The 23,186-nt window shown below is 76.1% G+C and carries 21 protein-coding genes; 10 read left to right on the top strand and 11 right to left on the bottom strand.

Annotated features, from left to right (window positions below; genetic code table 11):
• Positions 1-91: 91 nt before the first annotated feature.
• Both cobI and F593_RS0106465 read left to right on the top strand, forming a co-directional pair.
• Entirely contained in the window at positions 92-841 is a 750-nt protein-coding gene (gene cobI, locus F593_RS0106470; RefSeq protein ID WP_022927944.1) for a precorrin-2 C(20)-methyltransferase, read from the top strand.
• A gap of 89 nt (positions 842-930) precedes the next feature.
• Positions 931-1,743: a L,D-transpeptidase gene (locus F593_RS0106465; RefSeq protein WP_022927943.1), complete on the top strand. Its 813-nt coding sequence runs from the start codon at positions 931-933 to the stop codon at positions 1,741-1,743.
• Between the two features lie 108 nt (positions 1,744-1,851).
• On the opposite strand, the gene F593_RS0106460 is transcribed toward F593_RS0106465, so the two are convergent.
• Positions 1,852-3,528, bottom strand: coding sequence for a serine protease (locus F593_RS0106460; RefSeq protein ID WP_022927942.1), 1,677 nt, complete (start codon positions 3,526-3,528; stop codon positions 1,852-1,854).
• A 277-nt stretch (positions 3,529-3,805) separates the two neighbouring features.
• Between F593_RS0106460 and F593_RS0106455 the strand changes: the two genes are divergently transcribed.
• Together F593_RS0106455 and F593_RS22945 are read left to right on the top strand one after the other, a co-directional pair.
• The gene (locus tag F593_RS0106455; protein WP_022927941.1) at positions 3,806-4,261 is read left to right on the top strand and encodes a universal stress protein; all 456 of its coding nucleotides are present in this window, start codon (positions 3,806-3,808) and stop codon (positions 4,259-4,261) included.
• A gap of 39 nt (positions 4,262-4,300) precedes the next feature.
• Positions 4,301-5,566, top strand: coding sequence for a bifunctional cobalt-precorrin-7 (C(5))-methyltransferase/cobalt-precorrin-6B (C(15))-methyltransferase (locus tag F593_RS22945; RefSeq protein WP_022927940.1), 1,266 nt, complete (start codon positions 4,301-4,303; stop codon positions 5,564-5,566).
• Between the two features lie 70 nt (positions 5,567-5,636).
• On the opposite strand, the gene F593_RS0106445 is transcribed toward F593_RS22945, so the two are convergent.
• Positions 5,637-6,836 (bottom strand): hypothetical protein, encoded by a 1,200-nt coding sequence (locus F593_RS0106445; RefSeq protein ID WP_022927939.1) that lies wholly within the window; start codon positions 6,834-6,836, stop codon positions 5,637-5,639.
• A 101-nt stretch (positions 6,837-6,937) separates the two neighbouring features.
• The gene (locus tag F593_RS22940) at positions 6,938-7,681 is read right to left on the bottom strand and encodes a histidine phosphatase family protein (protein WP_022927938.1); all 744 of its coding nucleotides are present in this window, start codon (positions 7,679-7,681) and stop codon (positions 6,938-6,940) included.
• Positions 7,682-7,732: 51 nt separating this feature from the next.
• On the opposite strand from F593_RS22940, the gene F593_RS27895 reads away from it, so the two are divergent.
• Genes F593_RS27895 through F593_RS30555 form a run of 3 tightly spaced genes read left to right on the top strand, consistent with a single transcriptional unit; the run spans position 7,733 to position 11,195 of the window.
• Entirely contained in the window at positions 7,733-8,482 is a 750-nt protein-coding gene (locus F593_RS27895) for a cobalamin biosynthesis protein (protein WP_022927937.1), read from the top strand.
• Positions 8,483-8,541: 59 nt separating this feature from the next.
• Complete coding sequence (locus tag F593_RS0106430) at positions 8,542-9,165, top strand: precorrin-8X methylmutase (RefSeq protein WP_028721492.1); 624 nt, start codon at positions 8,542-8,544, stop codon at positions 9,163-9,165.
• Positions 9,162-11,195 carry a bifunctional adenosylcobinamide kinase/adenosylcobinamide-phosphate guanylyltransferase gene (locus tag F593_RS30555; RefSeq protein ID WP_022927935.1) on the top strand — a complete coding sequence of 678 codons (2,034 nt, stop codon included), beginning with the start codon at positions 9,162-9,164 and terminating at the stop codon, positions 11,193-11,195. Before F593_RS0106430 ends, F593_RS30555 begins: the two co-directional genes overlap by 4 nt.
• Positions 11,196-11,220: 25 nt before the next feature.
• Here the strand turns inward: F593_RS30555 and F593_RS27890 are convergent, their stop codons facing one another.
• The 3 genes from F593_RS27890 to F593_RS30280 are packed head-to-tail and all read right to left on the bottom strand — an operon-like array spanning position 11,221 to position 14,802.
• The gene (locus F593_RS27890) at positions 11,221-13,653 is read right to left on the bottom strand and encodes an ATP-binding protein (protein ID WP_022927934.1); all 2,433 of its coding nucleotides are present in this window, start codon (positions 13,651-13,653) and stop codon (positions 11,221-11,223) included.
• Positions 13,650-14,369 (bottom strand): CheR family methyltransferase, encoded by a 720-nt coding sequence (locus F593_RS0106415; protein WP_022927933.1) that lies wholly within the window; start codon positions 14,367-14,369, stop codon positions 13,650-13,652. The genes F593_RS27890 and F593_RS0106415 overlap by 4 nt, the downstream gene beginning before the upstream one ends.
• Before the next feature lie 22 nt (positions 14,370-14,391).
• On the bottom strand, positions 14,392-14,802 hold the full coding sequence (locus F593_RS30280; protein WP_169449161.1) for a response regulator transcription factor: 411 nt from the start codon (positions 14,800-14,802) through the stop codon (positions 14,392-14,394).
• Positions 14,803-15,509: 707 nt separating this feature from the next.
• On the opposite strand from F593_RS30280, the gene F593_RS0106405 reads away from it, so the two are divergent.
• Positions 15,510-16,511 (top strand): hypothetical protein, encoded by a 1,002-nt coding sequence (locus F593_RS0106405; protein WP_022927931.1) that lies wholly within the window; start codon positions 15,510-15,512, stop codon positions 16,509-16,511.
• Positions 16,512-16,644: 133 nt separating this feature from the next.
• Here F593_RS0106405 and F593_RS0106400 read toward each other — a convergent pair whose 3' ends face one another.
• Positions 16,645-17,787, bottom strand: a complete 1,143-nt coding sequence (locus F593_RS0106400; RefSeq protein WP_022927930.1) for a DNA polymerase III subunit — start codon at positions 17,785-17,787, stop codon at positions 16,645-16,647.
• A 43-nt stretch (positions 17,788-17,830) separates the two neighbouring features.
• Between F593_RS0106400 and F593_RS0106395 the strand changes: the two genes are divergently transcribed.
• Complete coding sequence (locus F593_RS0106395) at positions 17,831-18,529, top strand: response regulator transcription factor (RefSeq protein WP_022927929.1); 699 nt, start codon at positions 17,831-17,833, stop codon at positions 18,527-18,529.
• 75 nt (positions 18,530-18,604) lie between these two features.
• Here F593_RS0106395 and F593_RS27885 read toward each other — a convergent pair whose 3' ends face one another.
• From F593_RS27885 to F593_RS22915, 3 genes are all read right to left on the bottom strand, one after another.
• Positions 18,605-19,525, bottom strand: coding sequence for a sensor histidine kinase (locus tag F593_RS27885; protein ID WP_022927928.1), 921 nt, complete (start codon positions 19,523-19,525; stop codon positions 18,605-18,607).
• Positions 19,525-20,823: an Ig-like domain-containing protein gene (locus F593_RS0106385; RefSeq protein ID WP_022927927.1), complete on the bottom strand. Its 1,299-nt coding sequence runs from the start codon at positions 20,821-20,823 to the stop codon at positions 19,525-19,527. The genes F593_RS27885 and F593_RS0106385 overlap by 1 nt, the downstream gene beginning before the upstream one ends.
• 247 nt (positions 20,824-21,070) lie before the next feature.
• Positions 21,071-21,736 (bottom strand): signal peptidase I, encoded by a 666-nt coding sequence (locus F593_RS22915; RefSeq protein WP_022927926.1) that lies wholly within the window; start codon positions 21,734-21,736, stop codon positions 21,071-21,073.
• Between the two features lie 313 nt (positions 21,737-22,049).
• On the opposite strand from F593_RS22915, the gene F593_RS0106375 reads away from it, so the two are divergent.
• A complete protein-coding gene (locus F593_RS0106375; protein WP_022927925.1) occupies positions 22,050-22,382 on the top strand; it encodes an Hpt domain-containing protein in 333 nt (110 codons plus the stop codon).
• Positions 22,383-22,612: 230 nt separating this feature from the next.
• Here the strand turns inward: F593_RS0106375 and F593_RS0106370 are convergent, their stop codons facing one another.
• On the bottom strand, positions 22,613-23,152 hold the full coding sequence (locus F593_RS0106370) for a TasA family protein (protein ID WP_022927924.1): 540 nt from the start codon (positions 23,150-23,152) through the stop codon (positions 22,613-22,615).
• Between the last annotated feature and the right edge of the window lie 34 nt (positions 23,153-23,186).

Genomic DNA, 23,186 nt, shown 5'->3' with positions numbered 1-23,186 from the left:
CCCAACCCCGCCACGCGGGCCCGCGTCGCCCGCCGCGGCGCCGCCGCCGACCGGCCCGACGCGCCGTCCCGTGCGCCGTCAGGATGGGCGGATGAGCGGCGTCCTGATCGGCATCGGCGTGGGTCCCGGCGACCCGGAGCACCTGACCCTGAAGGCGTTGCGGGCCCTCGAGCGCGCCGACCGGGTGTTCGTCCCCGTCACCGAGGCGGCGGGCGAGACGGGGCGCGCCGAGCACGTCGTGGCGCCGCACGTGGACCCGGCGAAGATCGAGCGCATCACGTTCAACATGCGCGACGCCTCGCTGCGGCACGAGAACTGGGACCGCGCCGGCACCGCGATCGCCGCGGTCGTCGGCGAGGGCGGGACCGCGGCCTTCTGCACCCTGGGCGACCCCAACGTCTACTCCACGTTCACGTACATGGCCCACACCGTGCGCAGCATGCTCCCGGACGTCGTCGTCGAGACGATCCCGGGGATCACCGCGATGCAGGATCTCGCGGCGCGTTCGGGGGCGATCCTCACGGAGGGCAACGAGTCGCTCACGCTCCTCCCGCTCACCGCCGGCGAGGACGTCCTGCGCGCCGCGCTGCGCAGCTCGGACACCGTCGTGGCCTACAAGGGCGGGCGCCACATGCCGCGCGTGCGCGAGGTGCTGGCCGAGGAGGGCCGGCTCGAGCAGGCGATCTACGGCGAGCACCTGGGCGTGCAGGGAGAAGAGGTCGCGCGGGCCGCCGACGACGCGGAGAAGCGCGGGCCGTACCTGTCGACGGTCATCGTCCCGCCCGCCCGCCGGGGCACGCGCGGCGAGCGCCTGCAGGACGAGACCGGCCGCGCGATCTGAGCAGCGCGCCGGGGACGGCGCGGAGGGACGGCCCGGGCGACGGGGAGTGGACGGCGCGGCGCGGCCCCGCCCGGCGGTACCGTCTCGGCGTGTCGTCCCGCGCGCGCCCGTCCCGCATGCTCACGGTCGGAACCGTCGCGCTCGCGCTCGCGGGCGGGGCCGCGAGCACCGCGACCGCCGCGGGGGCCGAGCGCTTCGACCTCGCCGAGCGCCTCGAAGGCGCCCCACTGCCCCCGGGCGTCCGCGTTCCGCGCGTCGCGCCGACCGTCGAGCGCGGCGGCTACACCGCGAAGATCCTCGAGGAGACGGCCGTCGTCGCGAGCCCCGGCAGCCGGCGGCGCGTATGGACGGCGGGGACCACCTCGATGCACACGGGCAACGCGACGCGACTGTCCGTGCAGCAGGCCCGGTTCGACGCCGACGGTCGCGCCTGGCTCGAGGTGCTGCTGCCGATCCGTCCGAACGAGGCGCGCGGCTGGGTGCCGGCCGACGCCGTCGCCATCGAGCACACGGGCTGGTACCTCCGCATGCGCCTCGGCGACCGGTCGCTGTCGGCCTACGAGGGCGGCCGGCTGCGGGCGCGGGTCCGCGGCGTCATCGGCGCGCCGGCCACGCCCACGCCGACCGGGCTCTTCGCCGTCTACGAGATCGCGAAGCAGAACAGCCCGCGCGACTTCCTCGGCCCCTGGGCGATCCACCTCACGGCCTTCTCGAACGTCCTGAAGAACTACGGCGGGGGGCCGGGACGGGTCGCGATCCACGGCCGCGGACCGCAGTCGATTCTCGACGCCCCGCTCGGCGCCGCCGCCTCGCACGGCTGCGTCCGCATCTCGAACGACGCGGTCTCCTGGCTGCGCACCCGGACGGCGCCCGGCACGCCCGTGCGGATCACCGTCCGCTAGCCCGACAACGACGAACGCCCTCCGGATGGAGGGCGCTCGAGGATGCCCCGGAGCCGTCCGGGGCGGGGGCCGGGCCGGACGCGACGCGCCCGGTCCGGCCTGCGGGGCTCAGCCCGTGACGCCACCCGGGGCCGCGGCGGTCGCGCGGCGCGCGATCGTCACGACCCGGCGGGCGGAGGCGGAGCGGACCGACGGAGCGGTGACGCTGACCGTCGTCGCCACGCGGCCGACCTTGGCGTCGCGGTCGGCACGGAGGCTGAAGCGCTTCGTGGTCGACGACTTCAGCGACGAGGTCGTCCAGCAGAGGCGCCCACCGGTGAGCTTGGCCCCACCGCGCGAGACGACGGAGAACCGGGAGTTCACGCGGACGCACGTGCGGACCGACTTGGCCGCGACGTCACCCGTGTTGCGGACCGTGATCCGGAAGGCGACGCGGCTGCCCTGCTTGACCGTGGACGAGCCGGAGACGACCGTGGCGCGCAGGCGGGCCGGATCGGGCTTCGGCTTCGGCTTGGGCTTCGGGGTCGGCTTCGGCGCCGCCACCGGGAGCGCGCGGATCGCGGGCGCCGGCTGCGTGGGCAGCGAGACGCCGACGCCGCCGGCGGTCACGGCCGTCACGCGGCAGGAGACGCGGCGACCGACGTCGCCGGCGGTCGCCGTGTAGGTGCCGCTCGGGCCGTTCTGCAGCAGCGCGCCGGAGACCGTGTCCGTGAACGCGTAGGTGAACGACGGGTCGTTGGCCCAGCCGCCGGGGGAGCACACGAACTGGTCGCCGACCTGCGGGGACGCCGGGGCGCGCACCGTGATCTCCGAGCCGCCGATGGGCGCGCGCGGGATCGGGTTGGCCTCGCCGAACACGACGTTGCGGACGAACGTCAGGTTCTCGCCGGCCGTCAGCGCGGTGAAGTTGCCGGTCTCGCCGACACCGCAGCGGGCGCCGGAGGAGACGACACCGACGAGGGTCTCGCCCTGGACGAGCCCGCCGCCCGAGTCGCCGGAGCAGGTCGAGCCGTTGCCGCTCTGCGTCACGAGGTAGAGGGCGTTGTACGGGCCGGCCGCGTCGGCCGCGTCGACCAGCGCGGTGTCGAGGCCGTAGAGGTGACCGTTCGGCGCGGCGTTCGGGTCGTTCGTGCCGTCGGCCTGCAGGCCGAAGCCCGAGACGAAGACGTTCGTGCCGGTGCCGGGGTTCGGGCCGGCGGCGGGCAGGGCGATCGGACGGGTCGTGCTCGGGGTGCTCGGGTCGAGCACGAGCGGCGTGGCGAGCGTGATGACGGCGACGTCGTTGACGAACTGGGCGACGGTGCCACGGTCGCCGGGCGAGACGTAGCCGGGGTGGCGGGTGACCGACGCGATCTGGGCACCCGTGCGCTGCTGGACGTTGTCGCCCGGCTCGCCCAAGGGCAGGTCGGATCGGTCCGAGACGCCGGAGTAGACCGTGTACTCGGTGAGGTCGTTCTTCGGCTGGTTGTCGCCGTCGTAGGTGCAGTGGGCGGCCGTCACGATGTGGCGGTCGCCGACGAGGGAGCCGCCGCAGAGGCCGATGGAGACGCCGCCGCCGGGGCGGGGCGTCCGCACCTCGATCAGGACCTGCCACGGCGCGCGGGTGACCTGGATCTGGCTGCCGCCGACGATCTGCGGCTTGACGATCTGTGCCTGCGAGCGGAGGACGGTGGTGCCGTCCGCTGCGGAAGCGAGGGAGGGGACACCGGCGGCGAGCGCGGACGTCGCGGCGAGGAGCCCGAGCGTCCGGACGCCACGGCGCCGGGTGGTGGATGAATTCGACATACGGGACACGCGGGCCAACCTATAGGGCCGGAGCAGGCCGCAAGGGCCCTGGAGCGCCGTTGCAGCGAAACTCTCATGAAACGGTTCTGAAACGGCGCCGGGCAGGCGGTTCGGCCGTCGAGGGCGTTTGCTGGAGGCGGGTTCGGGGTACGACTTTCGGTCACCGCGGCGGCGAGTGCGCAGGTCGCGAGCCGCGGGTGGGGACCGATGGCACTTGGCGCGTACAAGGGTCGCGCTACAGTCGGTGTGCAGTTCCATTCACCCGAAGGAGCCACCGATGCCCGCCCGCCCCGTTCTGATCGCCTACGACGGATCGGAGAACGCCGACCGCGCGATCGCCGTGGCCGGCGAGCTGCTCGGTGGCGGCCCCGCCGAGATCGTGCACGCCTACGAGCCCGTCACCAGCGCGGCCGCCCGCTCCGCCGTCTACGCGCTGGCCCTCGACGCGACGGGGGCGATCACGGAGCGCGAGCGCGAGCAGGCCGGCGAGGTCGCGGCCCGCGGCGTCGAGCGTGCGAAGGCCGCCGGCTTCGACGCCACCGGTGGGGCCGTCAGCGGCGCCGGCCCGCTCTGGGCCACGATCGTCGACCGCGCGAACGAGCTCGACCCGCGCGTGATCGTCATGGGCACCCGCGGCCTGACCGGCCTGCGCTCCGCGCTGTCGGGGTCCGTCTCCCACGCCGTGGCCTCGCACGCCGCCCAGCCCGTCCTGACCATTCCGCTGCACGACTGACCGTCGGCCCGGGGCGGGCGGCCGTCATCATCCCTCGCGATGACGGACCCCCGCCCCGCAGTGCACGTCGTCGGCCTCACCGGCGACCGGCCCGCGACGCCCGAGGGCGCCGCGGCGCTGCAGGCGGCGACGCTCGTGGCCGGTGGCGTGGCGCCGCTGGCCGCCCTGCGGGAGCGGCTCGGCGCCGACGCCCTGCCCGAGACGCTGGCGCTCGTGGCGCCGCTCGCGCCCGTGCTCGCGCGGATCGCCGCCCACGACGGCCCCGTGGCCGTCCTCGCCTCGGGCGACCCGGGATGGTTCGGGATCGTCCGCACCCTCGCCCGCAGCGTCGACGCGGACCGGATCGTGGTGCACCCGGCCCCGTCCTCCGTCGCGCGCGCCTGGTCGCGGGTGGCGCTGCCGTGGGACGACGCCCGCGTCGTCTCCGCCCACGCCCGCGGCACGGGCGGCATCGCGGCGGTGCTCGGCGCGCTGGTCGCCGGCCCGAAGGTCGCCGTCCTCACCGCCCCGGACTGCGACCCCGCCTTCCTGGCCTGCGCCTACGCCCGGATCCCGGGGGCCCCGGCGCGCACGTTCGCGGTCTGCGAACGCCTCGACGCGCCCGACCAGCGGGTCACGATCGGCAGCCCGGAGGAGATCGCCGCCGGCACGTTCGCCGACCCCAACGTCCTCCTGGCGTGGAGCCCGGGCCGCCCGGTCGCGGCGCAGCGCACGGCGATCCAGCCCGCACGCTCGGCGACCTCGTGGGCGCTGCCGGAGGAGGCCTTCGCCCACCGCGACGGGATGATCACCAAGCGCGAGGTCCGGGCCGCCGCGCTCGCCCACCTCGGCCCGGGCCCGGGCGACCTCGTGTGGGACGTCGGCTGCGGCTCGGGCTCCGTCGCGGTCGAGTGCGCCCGGCTCGGCGCCGGCGTCATCGCGCTGGACGACGACCCCGGCGCCATCCCGCTGACCCGTGAGAACGCCGCCCGCCACGGGGTGGAGCTCGCGGCCGTGGAGGGCCGCGCGCCGGCCGCGCTCGAGGGGCTGCCCGACCCCGACGTCGTCTTCGTCGGCGGGGGCGGCGCCGACCTCGACGCGATCGTCGACGTCGCCGCGGCCCGCGCCCGCCGTGCGGTCGTCGTCACCCTGGCGACGCTCGAGCGCATCGGCCCGGTACTGGACCGTCTGGCCGCGGCGGGGCTCGAGGCGGAGGGCGCGCTCGTGCAGTCCGCGCGCCTGCGGCCGTTCGTCGGCCAGCACCGCCTCCAGCCGGTCAACCCGACGGCGGTGCTCGTCGGGCGGCGGGCCGCCGCGACGGACTAGCCGCGACGGGAGGGGTCCCGCGGTGCGGCGGTCCGGTTCGCGCACGGCGCGCCCCCGGCCGGGTGACCGCTCAGCAGCGGGGACGTTCGCGGGTGCTCAGCGGGAGGGCCGCGACGTCGTGCCCGACCCGCACCCGGTAGCCCGCCGATGTCGAGAACGGGCCCGTCGGCTCCTCGATCCACAACATGGTGCTCGGTGTGAGGAACTGCGGGTTGAACGCGATGGCGTGGCCGCGGCTGTGCGGCAGGCGCCCGAGGGCGTTGCCGACGCGCCCGCCGATCGTGGTCACCCATCCGGCCTCGGGGCCGCAGCCCTTGCCGTTCGTCGAGACGTCGAACAGCACCCGTGTCCCCGCGACGGCGGACCAGAACTGGTTCGGCCCGCGCATCGGGCGCCGCGTCACGTCGCGCACGCGGCCTGCGGCGTCGACGACCACGGGCCGAAACCGCCGGGCCTCGTCGACGTCGACCCCGAGCGACACCGATCCGTCCGCCTGCAGGTCGGCGTCCTGCACGGCGGTCGCGCTCGGCTGGACCCGCTTGCGAATCGTCCCCTGCCGGAGGTCGTAGACCGCCCGGCCGGTGGCGCGCTCGCGCACGTGCATGGCCGTCCAGTTCGGCCCGACGTCGCCAGGGCCCGGCTCCTCGAACTCGCGCTCGTACGCGTCCGGGTCCTTCCACGAGATGTACGGCCCCGCCCCCTGCACCTCGCGAGCACCGCGGGGGAACGTGAACACCCGCCGCCGCGTGAGCGCGTCGCGCAGCACCATCCGCCCCCAGTCCGGGCCGGAGACGTAGCTCACGCGGTCTCCCCCGACCAGCAACGGCGACTCCCGCGGTTGCGAGGAGCGGAAGACCCTCCCCGTACGGACGTCGAACTGCACGGAGAAGCCGCGCGACCGCTCGCACTCGTCTCCGTCCATGCTCCACTCCACGCACCAGTCGCCCGCGGTGTATCCCCGGGTGCCGACGACGAACAGCTGGGCGTCGTTCCAGCCCGACCCCTCGGACATCAGCTGGCCGCCGCGCGGCCGCGGGATGCGCACCGGGACCGCCGACGCCCGGCCGTCGACGAGACGTCGCGAACGGAGGACCGGCTTCGTCTGGCGGTCGAACGAGAGCTGCCACGCGCGACCGTCCGCGACCGCCGTCACGGACGCGTGCTCCGTCTCCTGGAAGAACCGGGACGGCGCCACGGACCAACTGCGGAAGGGGTCGGCGTCGGCCGCGGCCGGCACGACCGCCGTCCAGGCGACGGCGACGACCAGCACCGCCCGGCCTGCTGGGCATCGCGCTCCACGGCGGACGGCATGCATACCAGCGCGAACCCCGTACACCGGCAGGAGTTGCGATGCGCGCCGCGGCGGCGCCCCTAGACGATCTCCTCGTCCGCATCGCCCGCCGACCGCTGCGCCGCGCGCAGCCCGTCGAGGTGCGCGGTGTCGTTGTACGAGCGCAGGCGCACGCGGCCGTCGGGGAAGACGACGAAGCGGTTGATCGACGTGTTGTCGGCGCCGAGGAACGCGAAGGGCTCGGAGCCCGTGGCCTGGCGGCACATCTCGGCGATCACACCACCGTGCACGACCGCCGCGACGGTCGTGTCGGGGCCGGCCTGGGCGACGACGTGGTCGAAGCCCCGGCGGACGCGCGCCGAGAAGTCCTCGTCGCGCTCGGCGCCGGGGATGATGTCCCACCGCTGCTCGGTGAAGGAGCGCACGATGATCGGGTCGCGGTTGGCGATCCGGACGCGGTACTCGCCGAGCTCCCAGTCGCCCAGGTGGATCTCGCGCAGGTCGGCGACGACCTCGGGCTGCAGGCCGGTGAGCTCCATGAGCCGCGCCGCCGTCTGGTGCGTGCGGGTCAGGTTCGTGACGAAGAGCTTCGCGATCGGCTCGTGCGCCAGGCGCTCGCCGAGGAGCACGGCCTGCTCCTCGCCGTCGGGAGAGAGGTGCGGGTCGCCGTGGCCGTCCTCCGACGTGGCGAAGACCTCGCCCTCCGCCGTGCCCACGGTCGACCCGTGGCGCAGCAGCAGGACCTCCGTGGCCCCGGGCGGCAGCGTGAAGAGGCGCTGGGCCTGGGCGGCGGGTCGCGGCGTCTCTGCGTCGGTCGTGCTCACCCGGGACACGTTGGCAGACCGGCCGTCGGGAGGATGGGTCACGATGGGGGCGTGCGCGGCCCGGCCGACATCGACCCGGCCCGACCCGGGTCCGTTCCCGCCCGCCGCGTCGTGCTCGGCGTGGGCGCCAGCCGTGGCTGCCCGCCGGCCGAGCTCGCGGAGCTCGTCGACGCGGCGCTGGCCGAGGCGGGCGTGACGCGCGCGGACGTCGCCGCGGTCGCCTCGGCCGACATCAAGGCCGACGAGCCCGCGATCCTGCAGCTCGCCGCGGCCCTCGGCGTGTCCGCGCGGTTCCTCTCCGCCGACGTCCTGAAGGCGGTGACGGTGCCGACGCCCTCCGCCGTCGTCGCCGCCCACGTCGGCACACCGTCGGTCTCCGAGGCCGCAGCACTGCTCGTGGCCGCGGAGGACGGCGCCATCGAGGACCGTCCCGCCGGAGCGCTGCCCGCGACGCCACGGGCCGACGGCGCCGCCGCGGCCGTGCCCGACCCGACCCGCGCCCGCCTGCTCGTCACGAAGCGCCGCAGCGCCCGCGCGACCTGCGCGATCGCCGCGCCCGCCGGCGACGCACCGCCCCGCCGGATCGTCACCGCCACGGACGACTGCCGCGGCTGCGGCGGCTGCGTCCGCACCTGCCCCGAGCACGCCCTGATCCCCGTCGGCGCCTCCCGCGCCGACGGCACGTTCGCCACGGCCGGGGCCGCGATTCCCCTCCTCACCCTCGCGGACCGCTGCACGGGGTGCGGCGAGTGCCTCGAGATCTGTCCCGTCGACGCCTTCATCGAGGTCCTCCTGCCGTGAGCTCCACGCCCCCCGACGACGCCCCGCTGCCGGGCGCGCCCTCCCCCGCGCCCTCCGGCGTGGGCGCGCCGCGCCGCACGCCGCACCCGATCGAGGTCGAGAGCTACCGCATCCTCCGCTCGCGCCTGGACCTCGATGGCCTGCCGCCGCTCTCCCGGGCCGTGACGGAGCGGACGGTCCACAGCGTCGCCGACGTCTCCTTCGCCAAGACGCTCGTGCTCGACGAGGACGCGCTCGTGGCCGGGCGCGCCGCATTGCTGGCCGGGGCGCCGCTGATCGTCGACACCCGGATGGCCGCCGCCGGCATCACGGCCCGCGAGACGATCGTGCCCCTCGCCGACCCCCGGGCCGCCGAGCGCGCGCGGGAGACCGGGAGCACGCGCTCCGACGCCGCGTTCCGCCTGGCCGCCGCCGACCACCCCGACGGCGCCGTGTGGGCGATCGGCAACGCCCCGACGGCCCTCTTCGCCCTGCTGGAGGAGATCGCGGCCGGTCGGGTGCGTCCCGCGCTCGTCATCGGCCTCCCCGTCGGGTTCGTCGGCGCGGCCGACAGCAAGGCGGCCCTGGCGGCCTCCGGGGTAGCGTGCCTGACCAACCGCGGCGAGCGGGGCGGCACGCCCGTGACCGTCGCCGCCGTCCACGCCCTGCTCTTCCACCGCGACCCCGAGGCCCCCACCGCATGACCCCCCATCGCCTCGTCCTCGTCCTCGGCGGCACCCGCTCCGGCAAGAGCGCGGTCGCCGAGCGCCTCGCGGCCGACGCCGGCGGCGAGGTCCGCTACCTCGCCACGGCCCCGACGGGCCCGAACGGCGACCACCACCGGATCGCCGCCCACCGCGCGCGGCGTCCCGCGTCGTGGGAGACCGTCGAGGTGGCCGCGCAGCAGGACCTGACGGGCCCGCTGCACAACGCGGGGCGCACGACCGTGCTCCTCGACGGGCTCGGCGCCTGGCTGGCGGGCGTGCTCCACGACGCGGGCCTGCTCGACGACGACGGCACCGGCGAGGACCCGGCCGACGCGATCGACGGCGCCTCGGCGATCGCCAGCGTCGGCCACGCGATCGAGGCGCTGGCCGCCGCCGCCACGGGCCGCGACGGCCTGACGATCGTCGTCGGCGAGGAGTCCGGGATGTCGCCGGTCGCCGCCGGCCGCGGCACGCGCCGCTGGGTCGACCTGCTCGGGACCGCCCACCAGACGCTCGCCGCCCACGCCGACCGCGTGCTGCTCGTCGTCGCCGGCCGTGCGATCGAGCTGCCGCCCGCCACGCAGATCGCGCCGGAGCCGCCCGCCCAGGCCGCCCTCCCCCTCGGCGACGCGCTCGCGGCCCCGCCGCGCGCGGTGCCGGCCGAGACCTCCCCGGTCGCCACCGCCGCGGTCTCCGCGGCCCGCGACGCCGGGGCCGCCCCGGGCGCCTCGGCCGACCCCGCCGCGACGGCGGCCGACGGCCCCGTGGCGGAGGACCGGGCGGAGGACCGGCCCGCGGCCGACGAGGCCCCCGCCGACACCGGGCCCGACGACGCCCCCGCCGCGCCGGCACCCGGCACCCCGGCCGCACCCGCCCCGCCCGACGACGAGGACGACACCGTCTCCCACACCGCCGACACCGCCGAGAGCGCTCCGGCGCCGGCCGCCCCGCCCCTGCGGCCCGCCCTGCCCGTCCCGCCGGGTGCCCGCCTGCACGGCGACCGGATGGTGCCCGAGGGCATGCTCGACTTCGCGGTCAACGTCGTCGACGGCGACCCGCCCGGTTGGGCGCGCGTGGCACTGCAGGCCGGGCTCGACGCGCTCAGGCGCTACCCCGACGACCGCCCCGCGGCCGAGGCGCTCGCCGCCCGGCACGGCCGGCCGGCCGACGGTGTGCTGCCCCTGGGCGGCGCCGTCGAGGGGTTCTGGCGCCTGGCGCTCGCCGTGCGTCCCCGCCGTGCCGCGGTGATCGTCCCCGGGTTCACGGAGGCCGAGGCCGCGCTGCGGACCGTCGGCACCGAGATCGTGCGCGTCGCCCGCGAGGCGGGGAACGACTGGGCGCTCGATCCCGAGGCGGTGCCGGAGGACTGCGACTTCGTCGTCCTCGGCCGCCCCGAGAACCCGACGGGCGTCCTCGACCGGCGCGAGGCCGTCCTGCGCCTGCGCCGCCCGGGCCGCACCGTGCTCGTCGACGAGGCCTTCGGCGACTTCGTGACCTCGACCGCGCCCTCCCAGGCCGCGCTGGCCGACGAGCGTCCCGCCGACGCCGGGCCGGGCGACCTCGTCGTCCTGCGCAGCCTCACGAAGGCGCTGTCCGTCCCCGGCATCCGCTGCGGCTACCTGCTCGGCGACCCGGAGCTCGTCGAGCGCGTGCGCGAGGCGGGCGCCCCGTGGACGTGCCCCACGCCGGCGCTCGAGCTGCTGCGCGCCTACGCGGCCCGCCCCGAGGCGTGCGCCCGCATCGCCGCCCGGACGGCGGCGCACCGCGGCGATCTCGTCGCCCGCCTGCGCCAGCTCGCCGGCGTGCAGGTGTGGGACAGCGCCGCGAACTTCGTCCTCGTGCGCGTGCCCCACGGCGTCGACGCCGTGGGCGGACTGCACGGCCACGGCATCGCGGTGCGCCCGTGCACGACGTTCGCGGGCCTCGACGATCGCTACGTGCGGATCGCGGTCCGCACCCCGGCGCTGCACGCGCGGCTGACCGGCGCGCTGGCGGCGGTCATCGCCGCCGCCGAGCGCGAGGGCTGAGCGGGACCGTCCCGGCCCCGGGGGGCTACGCCCCGGCCGGTCCGTCCGTCGGCAGCTCGACCACGAAGGTCGTGCCGCCGTCGATGCCGTCCTCGACGCGGATGGATCCGCCGTGCGCGTCGACGATGGCCTTCGTGATCGTGAGGCCGAGGCCGGTGCCCGGGATCGCACCCTCGGTGGCGGCGGGGGCGCGGTAGAAGCGCTCGAAGAGGTGATCGCGGTCCTCCGGCGGGATGCCGATCCCGGAGTCGGCGACCTCGAGGACGACGATCCCGGTGCCGCGCCGCGGCTCGACCCGCACCCGCACGACGCCGCCGGCGGGCGTGAACTTGACGGCGTTGGCGAGCAGGTTGTCGACGGCCTGCGCGATGCGCGTGACGTCGGCGCGGATCGGGGCCGGCGCGACCTCGGACTCGACGCGCACGCCCTTCGTCTCCGCCCCGGCGCGGGCGCTCGCGACGGCGTCGGCCGCGATCGTCGCGAGGTCGCAGGCCTCGGGGTGCAGCGTGAACTGGCCGGACTCGGCGCGGGCGACGGTGAGGAGGTCGTCGACGAGCCGCAGGAGCCGGTCGACGTTGCGGCGGATCATCCCCGTCCAGTGCTGCTGGCCGGGGGTGGGGTCCTCCGTCTCGTCCTCGAGCAGGTCGACGGCCGCCACCACGGACGAGAGCGGGGTGCGCAGCTCGTGGGTGACCGTCGCGACGAACTCGTCGCGCATCCGCTGGATCTCGTGCTCGGCGGTGGTCTCGCGGATCGTCACGATCCGGCCGAGCAGCTCGCCGCCCTCGCCGAAGACCGGGTCGGTGCGCGCCCAGAACCAGCGCTGGACGTCGGGCTCGTAGAGCTCGACGCTCACGCGGACGCTCGGGTCGGGCTCCGCGCGGCGCAGGTCGGCGGTCGCCTTCTCGCGGTCGACCGCCAGCTTGATCATCCGCGTCACGCGGTCGCCGACGGTGTCGTCGAACGACATGCCGAGGACGCCCCAGTACTCGCGCAGCCGGCGGTTGGCGAGGATCACGTCGCCCTTGCGGTCGAACATCGCGACCCCGAAGGACGTGGCGTCGAGGACCGCGGCGTTGACGACGCCGAGCCGGACGACGCGGGCCTCCTCGATGGCCTTCGCGATCGCGACGGTGGCCTGCTCCGCCATGCCGCGGGCGCGGTCGAGCTCGTCCGGACCGAAGGGCCGGTCGCTGACGCGGCCCAGGCTGACGACGCCGATCAGCCCGTCGCGCTGCAGCAGCGGCAGGTGCAGCTCGTGGGTGACCCGGGCCGAGCCGCCGAGGGCCTCGACCTCGAGACCCGTGTCGGCGTGGGTCAGCCGCACGGGGCGCCGCTCGCGCAGCGCCCGGCCCGCGACGCCCGAGGCCGGGTCGACGACGGGCGGCAGGCGGTCCGGGGCGACCCCGACCGTGGCCTGGCGCTCCAGGTCGCCTTCCTCGCCGAGCACCCAGATGGCCCCGGCGTCCGCGCGGAGGAACTCCGTGAGCTGGCCGAGGACGGACTCGGACACGGACGAGACGCCGGACTCGGCGACGAGCCGCTCGACGAAGCGGAAGAGCGTGTCGACCCACGTCTTCTCATCCTCGAGCTCGGCGAACGTGCGCTCGAGGTCGTCGCGCTGGGCCTCGACCTCGGCGTTCTGCCCCTCGAGCTCGTCGTGGTGCTCCTGCAGAGAGCGGGCCATGCGGTTGAAGCCGCGCGCGAGCGAGCCGACCTCGCCGCGGCCCGTCTCGACGACCTCGGCCTCGAGGTCGCCCTCGGCCACCCGGCGCACCGCGCGGGCGAGGCGGCGAACGGGCCAGACGACGCCCCGGATCAGGTACGCCCCGAAGCCCAGGACGAGCAGGACGGACGCGATCCCGCCGGCGACGCCGAGCCAGACGGCGCGGCGACCGGCGGCGTCGGCCTCGTCGCGGATCTCGTCGGCCTCGCCCTGCTCCTGCTTGACCAGCTCGTCGAACAGGCGGCGGAGGACGTCGACCTGGGCCTTGCCCTCGCCCGTGGCCAGCATGCGCCGCGCGGCCGGCAGGTCCCGGCCGCCGAGGTCGACGATCGGCACGGCCCACTCGCGCTCGTAGCGCGCGATGCCGCGGACGAGGCTGCGGGCGAGGCGCTGCTCCCGGGGGTCGTCCCCGACGCGCCCGAGCCAGGTCAGCAGGTCGGGCAGGGCGGCGCGCGCGGCGGTGTAGGGCTCGAGGAACCGTCCGTCGCCGTCGATGAGGAACCCGCGCTGCCCGGTCTCGAGGTCGATGACCGTGCGCTCGAGGCGGTTGACGACGCCGATCTTCTGCTCCGCCTCGGCGGCCTCGCGGCCGGCGTCGCGCAGCTGGACGACCGCCACGGTCAGCGACGCGAGGATCACCCCGATCAGCAGGGCGACAGCGGCGGAGACGCCGACGATGCGCGGGGTCAGTCCGGACGTCGCCGCCGGCCGGGAGAGCAGCTCCGGGCTCATGCCGTCCGCCAGTACGCGTTCGCCGCGGCGTCACGCAGCCCCATGGACTCCGGGCGCGTCACCCGCTCGCTGCGGCCGAGGAGCAGCAGACCCCCGGGGCGCAGACCGTCGACCGCGCGGCGGAGCAGCCGCGCGCGGGCGTCGGAGGAGAGGTGGATGAGCACGTTGCGGCAGAGGATGACGTCCCAGGAGCCCGGGGGCGCGGACGTCGACACGTCGCGGCGCTCGAAGCGCACCGAATCGCGCTCCTGCGGGGTCAGGCGCTCGCGGCTGCGCTCGTGCGCCAGGGCGACGTTCTCCTCGAGCAGGTCGCTGCCCAGGAGCGTGGCCCCCTCGAGCAGCCCGCGGCTGCCCAGCATGAGCGCGATGCTGCACAGCTCGCTCCCGTCCGACGCGCCGACCGACCAGACGCGGAGCGGCCGGGAACCCTGGTACAGCCCGTCCAGCAGCCCGGCGAGCAGGTCGAACTGTTGCGCGTCGCGGAACATCCTCGTCGTGGAGACGGCCACGGCGCGGCGGAACCGCCGGCGCTGCTCGGGCTCGCGCGCCACGAGCGCGGCGAGCGTGTCCGCGTCGAACGCCCCGGTCCGGCGGATCGCGCGATCGACGCAGCGGGCGACGTGCGCGGCGCGGAAGCTGGCGAGGTCGAGGCCGCAGGCCGCGCTGAGGGCCCGGAGCGCGCCCGGGGCGGGCAGGGGTGGGTCGTCCGTGGCCACCGGGGTCGATCGCCCCGGGGCGTCAGCCACCACCGGCGCCCCGACGGTGCTCCTCGAGCAGCGCGCTGAGGTCGGCCACGAGCTTGCGGGGCGTGAACGGCTTGGCCAGGTAGCCGACGGCGCCCGCCTCGGTGCCGGCGGTGCGGTCCGCCGCGGCCTCCCGCGCCGAGAGCATGACGACCGTCGCCTCGCGCTCGCTCGTGATCCGCCGGCACGCCTCGAGCCCGTCGATTCCCGGCAGGCCGACGTCCATGACGATCACGTCGAAGTCCTCGGCCAGGGCGCGCTCGACGGCGGTCAGGCCGTCCGCGGCGCGCGTGACGGTGCTGCCCGCCCGCTCGAGCACGAAGGTCAGGATCTCCGCGAGCTCGTCCGTGTCGTCCACGACGAGGATGCGCAGACCGGCGAGAGGGGACGGGGCGTCGGTGGTCACCACACCTGATCGTAGTGGCCCGGGCGCCCGCACCGCGAGGGATGACAGGCGTCTGCCACGCGAGGGGGCGAGATGGAGGTGCCGCCCCGCCCGGCGGAGGGGATGCGGGAGTCGCCCGGGGCCGGGGCTATGGAGCCACGGGCGAAGACGCCGGAGGGGCGGCCCCCATCTCCCGGGGGATCCTCGCGGCAGGCGCCGGCGCGGACGTGACGATCCCGTGATCCGCTCCGTGGCGTGCGTCACGCGCAGGGGCTGGCGTGCCCCCGCCCGCCGTCGACGCAGCGGCGGGCGCGCGGACGGCGGGCGAGGCCACGGGCAGGACGGGACGGTCCCAACCCGGGGTGCGAGGGACGGACACGACGACGAAGGCGGGTCGACGCAGAGGGGACGGACGCCCCGGGTACGCCGTGAACCTACCATCGGCCATCCGGGGCGTTCTCGGCTATTTCACCCCGGATCCGAGGCGGTCCGGCCGCCCTCTTCACGGGGTACGTGACGCCCCGCGTCCCCGGTCGAGGCGCCCCGGACCTCCGGGGCGCCGGCCGGCGCGGCGCCTTTCGCGGCGCTCGTGGACGGGCGCGCCGCCCCTGTCTCGCGCGCCGCCACCTATGTGGCATGCATCCACCGGGGCCCCGGCGCCGTTGACCCTGCATCCGACCGGCGGCCTTCCGGCCGTCCGTACGCGGACCGACCCCCGGAGCAGCCCCATGTCTGACACCACCCCCACCCCTTCCGGCCCCGAAACCCCGGAGCGTCGTCGCGGCGTCGTCGGCCGCCTGCGCGGCCGCGGCACCGGCCGGACGCGAGCCGTGCTCGTCGGCACCGGCATCCTCGCCTTCGGCGTCGCCCCCCTGACCTACGCCGCCAACGGCGGCAACCTGATGCTCGGCGAGCGCAACGGTGCCACCAGCGAGACGCAGGTCATCGCCCGCGAGGACGCAGGGAAGGGCGGCAAGGGCGGCTACGCGACCCGCCAGTCCAACCTCACCACCTCGGGCGGCGGTGCCATCTACGGCTGCCGCGCCGCGGTGAAGACGTCCCCCACGGACGAGAAGAACCCCTGCCTGCGGGCGAACAACCTCTCCACGGGCCTCGCGTTCGAGTTCCAGGCGTCGAAGGGCACCACGGGCGGCACCATCGTCGTCGGCGCCGGCGGCGAGGGCACGAAGCCGTTCACGACGAACGCCACGGGCATGGCCACCGGCCTGAACGCCGACCGCGTCGACGGCAAGGACGCCGCCGCGATCGTGCAGGAGGCCGTCGACAAGGCCGTCGCCGAGGCGACCGCCAAGGTCGCCGCCGCCCGTCCCCGCTGGGCGCTCGTGAACGCCGCGGGCGAGATCGAGGCGCAGTCCGGCGGCTTCACGGTGAAGTCGGCCTACGGTCCCCCGGCCGGCGCCGTGGGCAACGTCTACATCGACGCGGGCGAGGACCTCTCCAACGCGGGGATCACGACCACGATCGCCCTGCAGAACCAGGTCGACCAGAACGGCGACGGGATCCTGAACGGCCGCGCACCGGGCGAGGACGCCAACCCGGAGTTCGCCGGCGAGATCACGGCCACCCGTTGCGCCATCCCGGGCGTCGTCGCCTGCGCGCCGACCGGCACGAACACGAACACGCACTTCGTCGTGAGCCCGCGCCTCAGCGACGGCACCGTGACGACCGCGACGGACCGCAAGCGCTTCTACGTGACCGTCACGCGCTGAGTCCGGCCGGTCCGGGGCGAGTCACCCGCCGCGGACCTCCTCCCCCCCCCCGCCCGGCCCTGCGCCGGGTGGGACCGCGCCGGGGGCCCGCTCAGGGGCGCCCCGACGTGGTCGTTCCGTGCCCCGGACGCCCTCAGCGGTGGCCGAGCGCGGCCCGCAGCCGGACGCAGAGGGCGTCGAGCTGGAGCTCCTCGCTCGCGTTGCGGCGCAGCGTGCGGCGCGTCTCGTCGACGAGGTCGACGCAGGAGAGCAGCCGGTGGGCGTCGGCCACCCCGGCGTCCTGGCGCAGCTCCGCGAGCCGGTCGACGTGGTGCACCGCCGACTCCGCGCCGAGCTTGACCGACGCCACGTCGCGGAACCACAGGCCGCAGAGGCGCAGCGACACGTCGAGCGCCGCGGTGCGCTCGCGGCGGACGGCGCGCTTGGCGTCGTCCTTCGCGTCGCGCTCGATCCGCTTGCGCTCGCGGTCCGGCAGCCGCTCCGCGATCTCCTTCGCCTCGCGCTCCACCGCCGCCCCGGCCGCCTTGCCGCGCTCCGCCGCGGCCTCGGTCAGAGCCTTGAACGGCGGCACCCCCCGCGGGCCGTGGATCGCGTCCCGCGCGAGCGCCTCGGCCGCCGTGCGCATCGGGGCCCCGTCGGGGCCGGCGAGGCTGCGGGAGAGCAGCGCGTCACCGAGCCCGAGGCGCGCGCACGCCAGCGCCGTCGTCTCGTCCGCACCCTGGTCGGCCCGCAGGCGCGCGACGAGGTCCGCCTCGGACGGGGCGTCGAAGCGCACGCTCTGGCAGCGCGACCGGATCGTCGTGAGCAGCTCGCCGGGTCGGTCCGAGAGCAGCACGAGGACGACGTAGTCCGGCGGCTCCTCCAGCGTCTTCAGCAGCCGGTTGGCGGCGCCGTCGTTCATCGCGTGCGCGCTCTCGAGCACGAACACGCGGCGGCGCGCCTCGAAGGGGCGGCGGGAGACGGCCTCGACCACGGCCTCTTTCACGTCGGACACGCGCATCTCGCCCGCGCCCGTCGGGCGGACCCACGTCAGGTCGGGGTGCGAGCGGCGCGCCACGCGCTGCGCCACGGCCGCCTGGTCGACGCTCCCCCCGTCCCGCGTCTCGCTGAGCAGCGCGGTCGCCAGCGCGCGGGCGACGGTCCGCTTGCCGCTGCCGGGCGGGCCCTGGAAGAGGTACGCGTGGGACGGCTCGCCGCCGTGCTCGGCGTGCGGGAGGGCCCGTGCGAGGACGGCACGGGCGTGCGGCTGGTGCTCCGTGCCGGGGAGGACGTTCACACCGACCGATGGTAGTGCGGCCGTGGCGGGATACAGTGCGCGCATGGCGGCAGAGACCTCACAGATCCTGGTCGTGGACGACGACGAGTCCATCCGTGAGGTCGTCCAGCTCGTCCTGGAGCGTGGAGGCATGCGTGTACGGACCGCCGAGGACGGCCGCGCGGCTCTGAAGGTGCTCTTCGCGGGGACCGTCGACGCGGTGCTGCTCGACGTCGACATGCCGGGCCTGGACGGCTGGCAGACGCTCGAGCGGATCCGCGAGGTGACCGACGTCCCGGTCTGCATGCTCACGAGCGAGGACGCCGAGCTGGCGAAGGTGCGGGCCCTGCGCGGCGGCGCCGACGACTACGTCGTCAAGCCGTTCGGCCCGCAGGAGCTGCTCGCGCGCGTCGAGGCCCTCGTGCGCCGCGGGCGCAGCGCCGGCGCGGCGGCGGAGACCGTCGACGTCTACGAGGACGACCTGCTCGTCGTCGACCGCGAGCAGCGGCTCGTCACGCTCCGCGGAACGGAGCTCTCGCTCACCCGCCGCGAGTACGCGCTGCTGGCGGCGCTGACGAGCGAGGCCGGCCGCGTCCTGCCCTCCGACGTCCTCATCGAGCGCGTCTGGGACGGCATGGCGACGGCGGACCAGGTCAAGCTCTACGTCAGCCGCCTCCGCCGCAAGCTCGCGGTGCACGACGCCGACACCGCGGTCGAGACGGTGCGCGGCATCGGCTACCGCTACCGCCCCGCGTCGTCCTGACGCACCCGGCGTCGCCCTGCGGCGCGGCGTCGCCCCCGCTGGCGGCGCACCGCGACCCGGGCGTCCGCCCCGGCCTCAGTCCTCGTCGTCCTCGGGCTCGCTGACGGGCCGCACGCGCGAGGAGCCCTCCTCGAGCCGCAGCCAGCGGCGCAGCGCCTCCTCCGCGCCACCGGCGCTGCCGCGCAGGTCGGAGACGAGGCCGTCGCTGACGTCCTGCAGGCGCGTGACCGCGCCCGTGATCGCCTCGAGCGAGGCGCGCTCGTCCGGGCCGAGGCTGTCCTTCACGGACTCGAGCAGCTCCGCGTGCACCCGCAGCACGGTGAGCGGCGTGCGCAGCTCGTGCGCGGTCGTGGAGACCACGAGCGACTGCAGCCGCTCGAGCTCCTGCAGCCGGTCGGTGGTCGCCACGGCGTCGGCCTCGCCGTCCGCGGTGCGCGACGAGGAGAGCAGCTCCTGGCGCGCCCACACGGCCAGGTCGCGCAGCGACGTGAGGAGCGCGTCGTCGGCGACGCGCGGAACGGTGTCGATGACGCAGAGCACCCCGATGAGGTGCCCCTCGCCGTCGTCGATGGGCTGACCGGCGTAGAAGCGCACGCCGGGCGGGCCGGCGACGCCGGGAGCGTCCGCCCACTCCGGGTCCTTCGACGCGTCGGGGACGATGAACGCCTCGGGCGTCTCGATCGCCTTGGAGCACATGGAGAACGCGCGCGGCGCCTCGCGGGGCGCCTCGGGACCGTGGACCCCGGGGTTCCACTGCCGGTCGTCGTCGATCAGCGAGATCAGCGCCATCGGGGTGCCCGCCGCCTGCGCCGCCTGCCGGGCGATGCGATCGAGCCGCTCGCCGGCCTCGACGCCGATCAGGCCGGTGGCGCGGACGGCGTCGAGCCGCTCCCGCTCCGCGTCCGGGTCGCCCGGTGGCGGGGAGCCGGGGCCGGTCGGGGCCTCGGTGTCGGCGGGCTGCTCGGCGGCCGGGTCGTTCGCGGGACGCTCGGCCATCAGAAGTTCACGGCCCCCGGGCTCTGGGTGACCGCGGTCGTCAGCCCGGACTGACCCGTGAGGTCCCGGACGCTCGTGGACGGCGTCCAGACCATGGTGTTCGTCGTGCTCACCGTCGTCGGCGCCGTGCCGGACAGGGCGCCGAAGGTGATCGTGACGGTGAAGGTGCCGTCGGCGTTCGTCGTGCCGACCGCCGTCGCCGTGGCGCGCAGCGTCCCGGCGGAGAGCCAGCCCAGTGCGACGCGGGCGTAGCCGTTGTCGCCGAGGTTGATCGACCCGAGGGCGGCGGTGACCGACCCGTCCGTGCCGACGAAGTCGAGGGTGTCGTCCGCGCCGCCCGAGATCGCGGCCGGGGTGCGGACGCGGACCGCGAACTGCGGGCTGCGGCCGGTGGACCAGCCCGGGACGATCGAGTCGAGGGCGAGCGGCTCGGAGTAGGTGAGCACGAGCCGGTCGCCCTGGTCGATGCGGCCGGGCGTGCCCGCGTTGATCGTGTGGAGCGGACGGACGCCGAAGGGGTGCGGGTCGACGACCTGGCGGCGCAGCGTCCCGGTCGTCGCGGTGTTCCCGGCGCGGTCCACGACGACGGCACGCAGGTCGTAGGTGCCGGCCGTCGCGGACCACGTGCAGCCGTAGGGGGCGCTCGTGGCGGCGCAGACGTCGGTCCACGTCGTGGTGCCCGCGGCGGCGCGCTGGAAGGTGACCTTCGCGACGCCGGAGGTCGCGTCGGCGGCCGTCGCGGAGAGGGCGACGTCGCCCGCGTGCAGCGTCGTGCCGGGGTCCTGCAGCGTGGCCGTCGGCGCGGTGTTGTCGACGACGCGGTTGGAGACGACGGCGCTCGTGGCGGCGTTGTCGGCCTTGTCCGTGGCGGTCGCGCGGACCTTGTAGGCGCCGTCGGCGAGGCCCGTCGTGGCCCAGGAGCAGGAGTACGGGGCGGTGGTCGTCGTGCAGACCGTCGCGTAGGAGGACCCGTCGCCCGCGTTCGGGGCGACCTGCACCTGCACCGTGCGGACGCCGGCGCCGGAGTCCGTCGCCGTGGCGGCGAGCGGGACGGTGCCGCGCAGCGGACTGCCCGGGTCCGTGACGGCGACCGTCGGGGCGACCCAGTCGGCGGCGGCGGTGACGCCGGAGCCGGGGCTGACCGTGCGGGCCGAGAAGTTCGCGCCCGAGCTCGGGACGGTCGCGGCGGTCGTGGCCAGCAGGCCGAGGACGACGAGCGCGGCGACCGGTCCGCGGCTGCGGCGGGTGCCGGTGCGCGGGGCGCGGGCGGAGTCGGTGGGGCGAACGGGGCGGGGCATGCGGGGGAGGGGTGCCCGTAGGAGGATGCCGCCGGACGGTCGCAGCCCGCTCTCCGTCGGGTATCAGTCCCGTATCGCGGCCTGCGGGCCGCACAACGACGACGAGCCGCCCGGGCACGAGGGACGGGGGCGGTGGTCGATGCGGCCGGGATCGCGACGCGGTGGGGCAGTCAGGCGGGCGCGATCAGGCGGACGGGGTGGTGTGGCGGGCGGGACGGTCAGGCGGGCGGGTGCGGGCGCGCGAGGGCTACCTCGCGGCGGTGAGCTGCCGGCGGTGCTCGGCGGGGAAGACGGTGTAGGGCTCGACGGGGGCGGGGGTCTCCGGCGGCGTGTCGCCCCCGGGCGCGGTCGTCGCGTCCTGCTCGCGGGCGGCCTCGAGCGCCTCGCGCCGGGCGTCGCGCAGCAGGCCGCCGACGACGAAGAGCGCGATCAGGATGGCGGGCACGCCGACGACGATCTTGCGGACCTCGGGGCGGGCGAGCGCCGAGATGCCGTAGCCCAGGTAGGGGATGCCGAAGCGGACCGTGGCCTGCGTCGGCTCGTCCAGTGCGAACGTCCAGTTGTCCGCGGACTGGTTGGCGTCGCCCTTCGTGCGGAAGACGACCTCGCCCTTGGCGTCCACGGTGCGGGTGTGGATGCGGTGCGTGACGATCGGCTGCGGGCTCGCGCCGGCGGGCGGCGCGTACGTGATGACGTCGCCGACGCGCAGCTGAGCCGTCGGGAGCTCCTTCGTGTAGATCATCGAGCCCGTGTCGTAGCTGCCCGTCATCGAGCCCGAGACGATCGTGTAGCGGCCGTAGCCGAGCAGGGTCGGCAGGAGGGTCACCGCGGCCAGGGCGATGACCCCGAGGGTGACGGCCCACCCGGCCAGGCGGGCGAGGAGCGGGCGGGGAGGAGAGACAGGCGGAAGCATCGTTGGGGGCGGTCGTCGTCCGGGGGAGGACCTCGACCGTGGACACAGCTTCGCGCCGCCCCGTGGCAGTGCCGGGTCCGGGACGTATCGGAACTCGATCACCTGGGGCGGTCTGCGCGCTTTCGCCCCATCGGCCGGATGGGGGACGCTCGATGGCGGGCGCCGGATGGCGGGCGCTCGACGGCGGGCGCCGGGTGATGGCGGCGGATGACGGCGCCGGATGGCGGGCGGCGGGTGCCGCGTGCCGGTGGCGGGGGCGACGGGACGTCGGTTCAGTACATCCGGACGGACGCCTACGACGTACGATGCCCTGATGGCCCCTCCGAACGCTGCAGACGGTCTGGAGGACGCCCTGCGCGCGCTCTGGGACCGGACCCTCCCCCGCGTCCTCGGGCGGATCGCCGTCCTGGACGAGGCGGCCGCCGCCCTGGCAGCCGGTCGCCTGGACGACGAGCTCTGCGACCGCGCCCGGATCGAGGCCCACCGGCTGGCCGGCACGCTGGGCACGATGGGCCTGCCCGACGCCTCGCCGGTCGCCAAGCGCCTGGAGCGCCTGCTCGAGGCCGGGCCGGGCCCGGACGAGGCTGCCCCGCTGCAGGACGGGGCGCGGACCCTGCGGCAGATGGCCGAGCGCGGACCGGCGTAGCGGCGCCGATGGGCGGCGGCGAAGCCCGGACGGCGCCCACGGGGTCGGTGGAGTCCGGATACGAGGCCGGGCGAGGAGCACGGGCCGAGCGGGGCCCGGATGCGAGGCCGGCACGGGCCGAGCGGGGCCCGGATGCGAGGCCGGCAACGACGAAGCGCCCCCGGATGGGGGCGCTTCGTCGTGCTGGGGTCCCGCGCTGCCCGTGGGCGGCGCGGGAGGAAGCGGAGGGCTTAGGGGGCGGGCGTGGCGGTGGGGGTGGCGTCCCACTCGTAGTTGGCCGTGGCGGCCTTGCCCTGGTCGCCGTTGGGGGCCGTCTGGTTCAGCGTGACCGTGAAGCGGTACGTGTGGGCCTCGTTGACCGCGAAGGAGCCGAGGGTCTTCTTCGCCAGGCCGCCGAGGTCACCGGTGTAGACGTCGGTCGGGGCCGTCGGGACCGTGACGTCCTGCACCTTGACCGTCAGCGACCCGGCGGAGAAGCCGTTGGTGGCGCCACTCTCGGTGAGGACGAAGTCGCCGGCCAGCGTGCCGGTGTTCTTGATCGTGACCTCACCGGTCTTCGTGTCGCCGGGCTTCATGTTCGCGCCGGTCACGATCGAGGTGCCGTTCTTGGAGTTCGTCTGCAGCAGCGTGCCCGACGTGAACGTGTTGGCCGCGTTGGCGGTGCGGGAGGAGAACGTCGCGCCGGACCCGACGGCCACGCCGGTGGCGGCGAGCAGGACGACGAGGGCGGAGAGCAGACGACGGGGCGAGGAGAGCAGAGCGCGAAGCATGAAGAGGAGTCCTGGGGGTGGGAGTCGGAGAGCG

The sequence above is a fragment of the Patulibacter americanus DSM 16676 genome (assembly GCF_000420025.1).
Classification (GTDB): domain Bacteria; phylum Actinomycetota; class Thermoleophilia; order Solirubrobacterales; family Solirubrobacteraceae; genus Patulibacter; species Patulibacter americanus.
The sequence above is the reverse complement of the archived record's forward strand: the minus strand, read 5'-3'. Positions and strand labels throughout refer to the sequence as shown.